Here is an 11,228-nt window from a genome sequence, read left to right on the forward strand (position 1 = left end):
TTTGGCGGTGTTCGCTTACTAGATTTTTTGAAGATAACTGCTCCATTCCAATGTCTACCTACAATTTCCAATTATATACTTTAATAATAAAGAAAAATAACGGTTTTATCAGCACATAATTGGTTCATTCGGTTGTAGTTATTTGTTGCAATACCTTGCAACTCTCGATAAAATAAATAGAAGAGATTGCCTATTAGTGAATGAACACATAATACACAATCTCTTATTTTTTGGTGAAATAGGAATAGTAAATTAAGACCAAATACCATCAGGATCTTCTCTGTTGACCGTTTTGAATGTAGCTACCATGAGTATTTCTTCTGAGGGAGATAATGAGCTCGTAAAATCCTTATCTGCTAACAAGCCTTCAGGGTTATGAGATAGGGTAGATTTTAGTTTTTTAACCATATAGCGAAGGTTAGGTGACCAAGTTAAAGTTTGCATTTTATCACCTCATTTCGACTTTAAAACATGATGTTGAAGACTATAATATGACAAATAATGATAGATTAAAAGAGGGTGAATGTATGAAAAGAAAATATTTATTTTTAAGCATTATAGTGCTTTTTTTAGGAGTGCAGTATTGGATGTTATATGTAACTTTTACATACCCTGTAAATGGGATTGCTGTTGAGCAAGACAGTGAGAGTAACTGGTATATCAAAAAATTTGATACAACTATTATTGGTTCGCAGCTTGGTTTAAAAACAGGAGATATTATTAAAAGAATTAACAATCAGGATGTGGATAGCTTTTCAAGTATTGTTAAATGGAGAACACTGGATCAATCTGAATCTATCCTTGTAAATCGGAATGGCAAAGAATTTGAAGTTTCTACAAAGGACACACCTTATGCAATTCAATATGATGTTTTTCCGATATTGGGTGAAGTGATTAGCTTCTTGTTTGCAGCGATCCTTTATATGAAGATTAGAGTCTCTCGATCTGCTAAATTTTTAACCTTGGTATTTATTACTATTGGCTTAATTTTCATGAGTCTTGGGGGTTCAATTCGAGGGGATGCTTTAGGGAAAGTTCTAATTAATACCTTGCTAATGCTGCTGCCCATTATCTTTTTACATTTTCTGAAAATTTTCTTTAATGAAAAAAGTAATATTAAGCTTCCATTACGATTTTTGAATTTATCTTATAAGATTGTGGCGTCTATATTTGTGATTATGTTGAGTTTCTTTATTACAACTCCTTTCAGTTATTCGATTCATATGATTATGACGCTTATTACAGTATTGGTTTTTATTATTGGGTTATTACTTAATTTCTATTTCTTAACTATCATTTACTGGAAATATCGCAAAGAAAAGACATATGCAGCCACATTAATTAAAACAGTTTGGGGTTCTTTATTTCTTTCTTTCTTTCCGATTATTGCTTTTTCCTTTGTTCCCTTGCTGATTTTCGGGAAGGTTTGGCTTGATTCATTGAACATGGGCTGGTTTGTTTTATTTTTCCCTATAACTTTTGCCTATCTGATAGTATCTAAACGATTATACGATATTGATATGATTTTACGTAGAATTCTCTATACAACTCTAATTTCGCTTGTTCCAAGTGCAATTCTGGTTGCTATTAGCGGAATGATAACAGCTAACGATCTTACGTGGAGTCAAATTATAATTGAATATGTTATCTTTGTTATCGTCTTGACCTGCATCTTATATTCTCTAGAGTATTTTATGACTAAGCTAGAACCGTTTATGTTCCCGCGTAAGTATCAATTGCAGGTCGTGCTCAAAAAATTGGCTAAAAATTTAGGATCGGTTTCTAGCTACCGTGAATTGAAGGAAATTTTCCTAATTGATATTGTTAACTCGTTGAATGTATTTGGTGGAGCGATTGTTTTTAAAAACTTAGAAAATATTGAAATCATAAGAGAAGGCCAGATTGATGAGGAAGAAATAGAAGAGCTGGTCATTACGGAAAATTGGGATCATCCCTATTATTCTGTATTCGAAATTAATCGGCATGAGGAATTCACGAGCTACTTGATTATGACACAGAAAAAAACTAAGACCTTATTAGGCTTAGAAGAAAAGCAATGGCTGAGCTTAATTATTACTTACTTATCGGTTAGCTTAGAGAACGTCCATTTAATTCGCAAGCTGACAGTTAAGCTGCAGCAGCTGGCAGCGCAGGTTCCAGATGAGAAGGTAGCTGGGGATTTCCTCTGGTTTCGCAAATTAATGCTTGAGCTGCAGGAGAATGAACGTGTCCGTATTGCAACAGATCTCCATGATACAACCATGCAGGACCTCTTTTTTCTTAAAGATCGACTGCATACAATGCTTGAGAAGTATGCCTTTCTACCCGAGGATAAAGAACAAATGGTCAGTATTATCGAATATATAGATGTGATTAATGCTAATTTACGACAGAGCTGCTTTGAGCTTCATCCTTATTTATTGAAAGAAATTGGTTTGGTGCAAACGATTGAGAAGTTAGTTAAATTTGAGCGAGCAGTTAGTTCATTTACGATCCATTTTCATGCTACAAGGACCTCAATAATTGAAGCTAGGGATTTGGAAAGCAAACGCCACATTTTCCGCATGGTCCAGGAGTTACTTAATAATGCAAAAAAACATTCACTAGCCTCCAGTATTAATATTCGATTGACGGCTGTGAATGAGAGCATTTTGTTTGAATATGAGGATGATGGAATTGGTTTTGAAGCGAATGTTACATTGGGAGTTATCGAAATTGGTTCATCTGGTATTGGGATGGAACAAATGAAAAGTCGGGTTTTATCGCTAATGGGACAGTTTGAGCTTGAAACAAGCAAAGGAAAGGGCTTAAAGTTTAAAGCTCAAATCCCGCTGAAGGAAGGGAAACTAGGATGAGTAAACCACTTAAAGTTATCATTGTTGATGATCATCCACTTATGGCAGAAGCAACCAAGCATTTATTAGAACAGATTGAAGGTATTCAAGTTATAGATATTGCCAGCAGTGGAAAAAAGGGCTTGGAATTAATTGATCTTCATAAGCCGGATATGGTTTTTCTGGATTATCAGCTTCCGGATAAGGTAGGTACGGATGTAGCTAAAGAAATCAAAACCAAATATCCGGCGATCCATATTATCATTTTTACAGGTGTGGATGTGTCCGACATGATCAATAATTTTCTGGCCTTGCAGGTGAGCGGAGTGATTTCTAAAGGTACCAGCCGTACAGCAATTAAGAACATGATTGGCGTGATTCTCGAAGATCACATTGTATTGCCACGCTCGGCTTTAAACAAAATCAGACTTACCGATTACACCCAGGACCCTCTCTTATCACAAGATGAAGTTATTATTATGTCGATGGTCGTTAAAGGGGCAACCTTGGATCAAATAGGCGAACGCATTCATATTAGTAAACGATCGGTCGACAATTACCAAAGGAAAATTTATGAAAAGCTCGGTGTCGAAACAAGAGCGGAAGCGATCGAGAAATTCATCAAAAGTCATTATTACACAGATTCGCAAGGAGGGGTATAGCTTGGAGCTTACTGTACAGCAGGAGCTGAATCGTATTGTAAATCAATACTTTCCAGATACGGTCTTGAATGGTCTTATAAAGCTGTTTATTGCAGATAAAGCAGAGGAGGGCTCGAGATGGTTTGAAATTACAAGATATTCGCATTTAATGCTAGGTGGGAATTCGCTTCAGATTGATCGATTAGCCTGTTTGACCGAGTGGGTGATGTTATGGTTTGATATCACGGATGATCTTCAGGATCGCGATAATTTCAGCAAGCCATGGATGACTTGTCCTCCAGAGCATACATTGAATGCCATGCTTGCTTTTCCAATTGCTTTTATCGGTGAAATAGGGGAACTAGAAGTCGATAATTCGCGGATAAGATCAGCTTTTATAAGTAAAGTAAGTTATTTGTTAGCAAGTGCGATTATAGGGCAGCAAGTTGATCTTAACCATTCCGTACATACAGAGCAGGATTATATGCAAATGATTGAAAAGAGAGCAGGCGTACCTTTACAATTTGCTTGTTACTTAGGTTATGCTTGGTTAGAGTTAAGTGAGGAAATTAGGGAGCAAATGAACGACTTAGCCTTATGTATCGGTGTTATTGCTCAAATAGGAAATGATATGCGTGATATCTTGAGTTTTGATTTGAAGAATGATTTGCTGCAAAAGAAACGGACGCTGCCGATTATTTATCTATTGGAGGATAGTCGGGAAGAGTTTCCAGCTCTAGCTCAATATTATGCAGGTGAAATTACAGATGAGGTTTTTCTCGAAAGTAAGCTGGCATGTATTCAATATGTTCAGGACTCCGGCTGTTTGGAATACTCGAGGATCATTCAATCCCTTTATAGACAGAGAGCAGAGGAAATTTTTACAGAGCTTCCCTTGATTTCCCCTTGGAAGGAAAAATTTAGAGAGATAACGTTTGCATAATCCGAATAATTTTGCTAAAAAATTTGACCTTTTAGTGTGATAAAGGATATCTTGTATATAACGCCCTAAAACGGGCCTATCTAATAACGAAAGGAACATGGACATGTCTAACTTGGACGAAAAAGAATTAAGAATACGCAGTATTGTGATTAGCGAAGGAGCGAACCGCGCACCTAACCGTGCTATGCTTCGTGCCGTCGGTTTTACAGATGAGGATTTCAAAAAACCGATGATTGGTGTCGCTAGTACTTGGAGCGAGGTTACACCATGTAATATGCATATAGATAAGTTAGCGATTGCTGCTAAAGAAGGCGTAAAAAAAGGTGGAGGCGCTCCACTAATTTTCAACACGATAACTGTATCAGACGGAATTTCGATGGGCCATGAGGGGATGAAGTATTCGTTGCCTAGCCGCGAAGTCATCGCTGACTCCATTGAGGTTGTAGTTGGAGCTGAGAGATTGGATGGCGTTGTAACTATCGGTGGCTGCGATAAGAATATGCCTGCCTGTATGATCGCTATTGGACGTTTGAATTTACCCGCTGTTTTCGTATATGGGGGTACTATCCAACCTGGTAAATCTAATACGGGCAAGGATCTCGATATCGTTTCTGCATTCGAAGCTGTAGGTAAATACAATACGGGCGAAATCAACCGCGAAGAGCTTCATCATATTGAATGTCATGCTTGTCCTGGAGCTGGCTCATGCGGCGGGATGTATACAGCGAATACTATGGCATCAGCAATTGAAGCAATGGGAATGTCATTACCGGGCAGCTCATCCAATCCAGCTATTGCAAGGTCTAAATCAGACGAGTGTGTGGATGCAGGTGTAGCTGTTGTTGAACTCCTTCGCCTAGGGATTTATCCAAGAGATATCATGACTATACAAGCATTCGAGAATGCAATTACCGTAGTAATGGCGCTTGGCGGTTCAACCAATGCTTTCCTTCACTTAATAGCTATGGCACATGCGGTAGAGGTTGATTTGAAGCTAGAGGATTTTGAAGCGATTCGTTTACGTGTCCCACATTTGGCTGATTTGAAGCCGAGCGGTAGATACGTTATGCAAGATTTATGTGATGTAGGCGGCGTTCCAGCTGTAATGAAGCTGTTGTTGGAGCAAGGCTTGCTGCATGGCGATTGCATTACCGTTACAGGTAAGACTATTGCTGAGAACCTAGCTGAGCTTGAGCCTTTGAAAGAAGGACAGGATGTCATTCGTGCATTCAACAACCCGCTTAAACCAACAGGTCCTTTAGTTGTATTAAAAGGGAATCTGGCTCCAGAAGGTGCAGTTTGTAAAATGTCTGGTCTTAAAGTCAAGAAAATGACTGGACCTGCTCGAGTATATGACTCAGAGGAAGAAGCAACAGAAGCACTATTAGCGGATAAAGTAGGCAAAGGCGATGTAATTGTTATTCGTTATTGCGGACCAAGAGGTGGACCTGGGATGCCAGAAATGTTATCCATCAGTGCCATTGTTATCGGTAAAGGCTTAGGCGGCGATGTTTCTTTAATTACGGACGGTCGATTCTCCGGAGGTACACACGGTTTTGTGGTTGGACATATATCTCCAGAAGCACAAAATGGTGGACCTATCGCTTTCCTTCAAGAAGGAGACATGGTTACAATCGACAGTGAAACTCAGGAGCTATCGATGAATGTTTCGGATGAAGAATTAGCTAGAAGACGTCAAGATTGGGTAGAGCGTCCACTAAAATATAACCGTGGTGTTCTTGCTAAATATGCAAGACAGGTATCTTCAGCTTCACTAGGTGCGGTAACGGATTAATTATAAGATTTATTAAGGATAAAAGCGTGATCTGTGATTATACAGATCACGCTTTTGCCATAGCATGTTAGTACATAATTATAGTAAAGGGTGGAGGGTATAGCTATGCGCGTACAATTTGATAGATTTCCAGGTGGACGTACCAAAGCATTAACACTGAGCTATGATGATGGGGTTACTCATGATCGGCGGTTGGTGGATATTCTAAACCAATATGGGGTTCGCGGTACCTTTCATTTAAACTCAGGCTCATTTGGGAATCCGGGGTATATCACGCGAGAAGAAGTAAAAGCATTATATACGGGTCATGAAGTCTCGGCGCATTCGGTGACACATCCATTTCTCGAGCTAATTCCCAAAGAGCGTATCGTCATGGAAATAATGGAAGATAGGCGCTCGCTTGAGCAAATTGTAGGGTACCCCGTGCGAGGAATGTCTTATCCATTCGGCACCTATAACCAGAGTGTTGTAGATACCCTGCCAGCCTTGGGTATACGTTATGCGAGAACAGTGAACAGTCATGGCACTTTTGCAATACCGGAGAATCCATTGCTTTGGAATCCAACCTGTCATCATAAAACGATGCAACAGCATGTGGAGGCTTTTCTTAATCCTGCTGAAAAACAATGGGCAGTACGGATGGAGCTATTCTATGTTTGGGGACACAGCTATGAATTCGAGAATGATAACAATTGGGAGGATATAGAAATCTTTTGCCGCAGCATCTCAGGAAATGACATGATTTGGTATGCGACCAATATGGAGATTATTGATTACTTGGATGCGCTCAAACAATTGCAATTTTCAGTTGACGAAAGCTTAGTGAGAAATCCAAGTGCACAACCCGTTTGGGTCAGTGTAGATGGACAGGCTGTGAAAATTGAAGGTGGAGATATTCGCATCCTGGCAACGAATTAAATATTTCTCTTGTCGAATAGGCAGCTCCCATGCTAATATGTTGTAAATATTTGGCAAGTGGGAAAAGAGATGCCGACCATTCGAATTGAGTCTTTGAACAAGTCATTCCAAGTGAAAAAGAAGCAAGCCGGTTTAGGGGCAAGCCTTAAAGGCCTCTTTAACCCGAAATACGAGGAAAAACTAGCCGTTAATAATATTAATTTTACGGTTGAGCAGGGCGAGCTGCTTGCCTTTCTTGGACCCAATGGTGCCGGGAAATCTACGACTATTAAAATGCTTACAGGTATCCTTCATCCTTCATCAGGCTCAGCAGAAGTGCTGGGCTATTCGCCTTGGAATCAACGAAAAAAGCTTGCGTTTCACATTGGCTCTGTTTTCGGCCAGAAGTCGCAATTATGGTACCATCTGCCGCCATCCGATACGTTTGAACTGATGAGTCGGATTTATGAGATTCGCCGGAGTGACTATCTGGAGCGGAGAGATCATTTAGTTCGCAGCTTTGAGCTGGAGCCTTATTTCCATATCCCAGTTCGTAAAATGTCGCTAGGCGAAAGAATGCGCTGTGAAATAGCTGTGGCACTGCTCCATCGACCGAAGGTGGTCTTCTTGGATGAGCCTACGATAGGTCTGGATGTCGTGGTCAAGCTAAGAATTCGTGAGCTGATCCGTGAGATGAATCGGGAAGAGGGGACGACCATCTTCCTGACCTCGCATGATGCAGGCGACGTGGAACAGCTATGCGAGCGAGCGATAGTCATTAACCATGGGAAGATTATTCTCGATGATAAAGTCACTAAGCTTAAAAAAGAATTACTAACCCATAAAAAAATTCGCTTGCTGTTAGCTGAGGAACCACATAGCTTTGCAATCAACGGAGCAACTGTAATTGCCAGAGATGGCTTGCAGTATACACTTTCTGTCGATACTTCCTTAGTTCCGATCGAATCGGTGCTGGAGCAGCTGATTCATCAATGCCGGATTCATGATGTGACGATCGAAGATCCGCCAATGGAAGAAATCATCACGCATATTTATGCCCAGAAAAACACTTCTGCGAGTATGGGGGTGAATTGAATGTCATTGCTCTTAAAGGGTGCAAAGTATACCTCGGTTGGACAGATTACGCTTCGTAATCATTTTGCGTATGTGGTTGATTTTCTAGTGCGTTCGATTTTTCTGCTGATTATTCTTTATATTTTTATGCAATTGTGGCAGGTTACTTTTCAAGGGGAAGGCTCTAGCTTAATTGCGGGGTATAGCTTTAAGCAAATGATTTGGTATCTGATTTTTACGGAATCGATGACACTTGCCTGTCCTAGTGTATGTAACAAGGTAGAAGAGGAAGTTAAAAGTGGAGATGTGGCTTATCGTTTAACGCGTCCTGTTAGTTATATTGGATTTCATTATATGGCCTTTATGAGCGAGGTTGCCGTTCGTTTCTCGATCAATTTAACGATTGGAACCGTGCTTGGTATCCTTGTTCTCGGACTTCCGGATTTCGGTTATGGCTGGTTGGCGTTTTTCCTAGTGGCGGCTTTTGGTTTTACGATCAATTTCATGCTGAATATGGCACTGGCGTTATCTGCCTTTTGGGTGGAGGAAACACGAGGACTGGAGTTTGTTTATAACAAGCTGCTGTTTACGATTGGCGGCATGCTGATGCCTCTAGAAATTTTCCCCGAGACCATGCAGCGTATCTGCCATTGGCTGCCATTTCAGACCGTGCTTTATTTTCCGGCAAAAACTGCGGTTCATTATGACGGCAGCAAGCTGTTAACTATGTTAGGTATCCAATGCATCTGGCTGGTGATTATGGGGCTAGTGGTCGTGTTTATTTATAGCAGAGGGGTGAAAAAGCTCAATGTCAACGGTGGCTAAATTAATCTTGTTTATTGGCACGTGCTGGAAGCTAAATCTCGCAGGAGCCTTAGAGTTTCGGCTTAGCTTTTTCCTCTCTGCCGGAATGATGGTACTTAATAATCTCGTTTGGATCTTTTTCTGGGGGGTATATTTTCAACGTTTTTCAATCGTGAATGGCTGGCATCTTCAGGATATTATGATGATGTGGGCAGTGAGCGCGGGTGGCTTTGGAATCATGGCTACCTTTTTCGGAAATGCCAATAGATTGGCGAACATGATAGCAACCGGACAGCTAGATACATACCTGTCGCAGCCGAAGCCTGTTTTATTACATGTGTTAATCAGTCGGATGTCTGTCGCAGCAATCGGCGATGTTCTGTTTTCCTTATTGATATTTGGCTGGTTTGGTAACAAATCTCCAGAAGGTATACTCAAATTCATACTAGCCTTACTGATTTCCACCTTGATTTTTCTGTTTTTTATCGTTGCAGTCAATTGCTTGGCCTTCTTCATCGGAAATGCGGAGGGACTAAGCTTTCAGCTTTTTAACAGCATCCTCGCTTTTTCAACCTATCCGACAGATATCTTTAAAGGGGCGGGACGCTTGATCCTCTTTACCGTGGTGCCCGCTGGATTTATCAGCTATTTGCCTATTGGATTGCTGAGAGAGGTGGAATTGCCGTATTTTTTTGCAGCTTTAGGAGTAGCTTTGGGGCTTAGTGTAGGGGGGACCTGTCTCTTTTATTGGGGCTTGAAACGGTATACATCCGGGAACATGATGTCAATTGATGCAGCTAGAGTATTTAATAAATGCCCAGCTTCCTGATCTAGGAGAGTGGGCATTTATTATTGCTGCTATTGAGTAAAATTAGGCCATTTCATCTCGTTCGGTATAACAAATTTTATGTTGATAAATTGGAATACAGTGATGCCTATTAATGATCTCTACGGGATGAATAACTTGCACGACTTGATGATGATAATGATCTCTAACAATTCTTTGCGGACTAGTCATAATCGGATCTACGGGCGGACAATTTGGAATTTGTTGGTTGGGCATATATTAATCAGCTCCTTTATCGATCTGGGTTAATATATGCTGTGCCCTGAAAGGCTGACTGTATTATAGCCTAACTATGAGTTCATAAAAACTAATCAGTTTGTATATTAATATGTATTTCTCTTTACTGTCAATCAGCGGCAGTGCCATCAAAATCCCGATGAAAATAAATAGTCAGCTTCAATCGAACAACACTTCCTTTAAAGCTAGTTTAATAAAAACAATTAAGAATGAATAGTTGTAGCCACCGTTAAATTATGTGTTGATGTTGAAGTGGTTGCTGCCGTTAAATTAACAACTTCAATGACAACACTTACCCCAAGAATTAAAGCAGAATTGACGACTAAGCTTGTATTAGTTAGTGTACTCATGCCTCCCAATTGTAATATGCCATTAACAAACAAATTATAGTATCCACTAGAAGTTGGCACTGTCAGACCTCCTGCTGGAAGCAGGGTTCCACTATCATTCCTAAAAGCAGTCGCTAATATGGTCGTGACACCGCCAGAAATATTGCCTATGATGACGGTCGAAGCAAACCGTTTTACTGTAGGTGTACTAACTGTAGTCGAGGCTGTTGTAACTCCGCCACTAACAACGCTAGTGGCGCTTAAATACAAGTCTATAATATCTAATGCCATACGTATCTACTCCCTATTAAAGATATAAGTCTGACTTTCGAGAGTTTATCGAAAGTCAGACAGCATTGGATATAACGGATTATCGTCTAATAACTACTACGTCATTTGGTGGAGTACCCGTCCGACGAATTTGATCAATTTGATTATCTGTAAGTCTGCGACCTACTAGAATTAACGAAGAAGTATCGTTGTTAAAATCGCGGTTTCCTAAATTCCCTACGTTTTGAGAGCCCCTGAACACGAGGAATTTCCCTCTGAATTCCGGACTCGCGAATAATATCAGTGTTATTCGACTGGAATCTGATACATTTTCCAGCCGAAAGCTAGAAAGATCGTTATTGAAGCGGATCGCTTCCATATCCCGAATAGCAACCCCTCCGCGTCTGAATTGGACACGGCGTCCATTAAAGTCAGAGCCTGTGAATATAGCGAGTCTAGCGTCTACATTTGCCAAAACCTATCACCACCTTTTTTCAAGATAATAATAAGTTATGATTGTCGATATAGAAACGCTTGGACGAATGGAAGAATAAGAA

General features: G+C 40.3%; 12 protein-coding genes. 8 read left to right on the forward strand and 4 right to left on the reverse strand.

Going from position 1 to position 11,228, the window contains the following annotated elements; genetic code table 11:
• Positions 1-252 precede the first annotated feature (252 nt).
• Positions 253-444, reverse strand: coding sequence for a hypothetical protein (locus EHS13_RS14635; protein WP_155701050.1), 192 nt, complete (start codon positions 442-444; stop codon positions 253-255).
• Between the two features lie 143 nt (positions 445-587).
• On the opposite strand from EHS13_RS14635, the gene EHS13_RS14640 reads away from it, so the two are divergent.
• From EHS13_RS14640 to EHS13_RS14675, 8 genes are all read left to right on the forward strand, one after another.
• The gene (locus tag EHS13_RS14640) at positions 588-2,855 is read left to right on the forward strand and encodes an ATP-binding protein (RefSeq protein WP_162463116.1); all 2,268 of its coding nucleotides are present in this window, start codon (positions 588-590) and stop codon (positions 2,853-2,855) included.
• Positions 2,852-3,496: a response regulator transcription factor gene (locus tag EHS13_RS14645; protein WP_155701052.1), complete on the forward strand. Its 645-nt coding sequence runs from the start codon at positions 2,852-2,854 to the stop codon at positions 3,494-3,496. The genes EHS13_RS14640 and EHS13_RS14645 overlap by 4 nt, the downstream gene beginning before the upstream one ends.
• A 1-nt stretch (position 3,497) precedes the next feature.
• The gene (locus EHS13_RS14650; protein WP_162463117.1) at positions 3,498-4,418 is read left to right on the forward strand and encodes a polyprenyl synthetase family protein; all 921 of its coding nucleotides are present in this window, start codon (positions 3,498-3,500) and stop codon (positions 4,416-4,418) included.
• A gap of 103 nt (positions 4,419-4,521) precedes the next feature.
• A complete protein-coding gene (gene ilvD, locus EHS13_RS14655) occupies positions 4,522-6,213 on the forward strand; it encodes a dihydroxy-acid dehydratase (RefSeq protein ID WP_155701054.1) in 1,692 nt (563 codons plus the stop codon).
• A gap of 105 nt (positions 6,214-6,318) precedes the next feature.
• A complete protein-coding gene (locus EHS13_RS14660; RefSeq protein WP_155701055.1) occupies positions 6,319-7,131 on the forward strand; it encodes a polysaccharide deacetylase family protein in 813 nt (270 codons plus the stop codon).
• 57 nt (positions 7,132-7,188) lie between these two features.
• Entirely contained in the window at positions 7,189-8,205 is a 1,017-nt protein-coding gene (locus EHS13_RS14665; protein WP_227013939.1) for an ABC transporter ATP-binding protein, read from the forward strand.
• Positions 8,206-9,009 carry an ABC transporter permease gene (locus EHS13_RS14670; RefSeq protein WP_155701056.1) on the forward strand — a complete coding sequence of 268 codons (804 nt, stop codon included), beginning with the start codon at positions 8,206-8,208 and terminating at the stop codon, positions 9,007-9,009.
• Positions 8,993-9,817, forward strand: coding sequence for an ABC transporter permease (locus EHS13_RS14675; protein ID WP_155701057.1), 825 nt, complete (start codon positions 8,993-8,995; stop codon positions 9,815-9,817). Before EHS13_RS14670 ends, EHS13_RS14675 begins: the two co-directional genes overlap by 17 nt.
• 42 nt (positions 9,818-9,859) lie before the next feature.
• Here the strand turns inward: EHS13_RS14675 and EHS13_RS14680 are convergent, their stop codons facing one another.
• The 3 genes from EHS13_RS14680 to EHS13_RS14690 form a co-directional block, all read right to left on the reverse strand.
• On the reverse strand, positions 9,860-10,051 hold the full coding sequence (locus EHS13_RS14680; RefSeq protein ID WP_155701058.1) for a hypothetical protein: 192 nt from the start codon (positions 10,049-10,051) through the stop codon (positions 9,860-9,862).
• 224 nt (positions 10,052-10,275) lie between these two features.
• The gene (locus EHS13_RS14685) at positions 10,276-10,692 is read right to left on the reverse strand and encodes a DUF4183 domain-containing protein (protein WP_155701059.1); all 417 of its coding nucleotides are present in this window, start codon (positions 10,690-10,692) and stop codon (positions 10,276-10,278) included.
• A 79-nt stretch (positions 10,693-10,771) separates the two neighbouring features.
• Complete coding sequence (locus EHS13_RS14690) at positions 10,772-11,146, reverse strand: hypothetical protein (RefSeq protein WP_155701060.1); 375 nt, start codon at positions 11,144-11,146, stop codon at positions 10,772-10,774.
• Positions 11,147-11,228 lie beyond the last annotated feature (82 nt).

This window comes from Paenibacillus psychroresistens, assembly GCF_009728935.1.
Classification (GTDB): domain Bacteria; phylum Bacillota; class Bacilli; order Paenibacillales; family NBRC-103111; genus Paenibacillus_AC; species Paenibacillus_AC psychroresistens.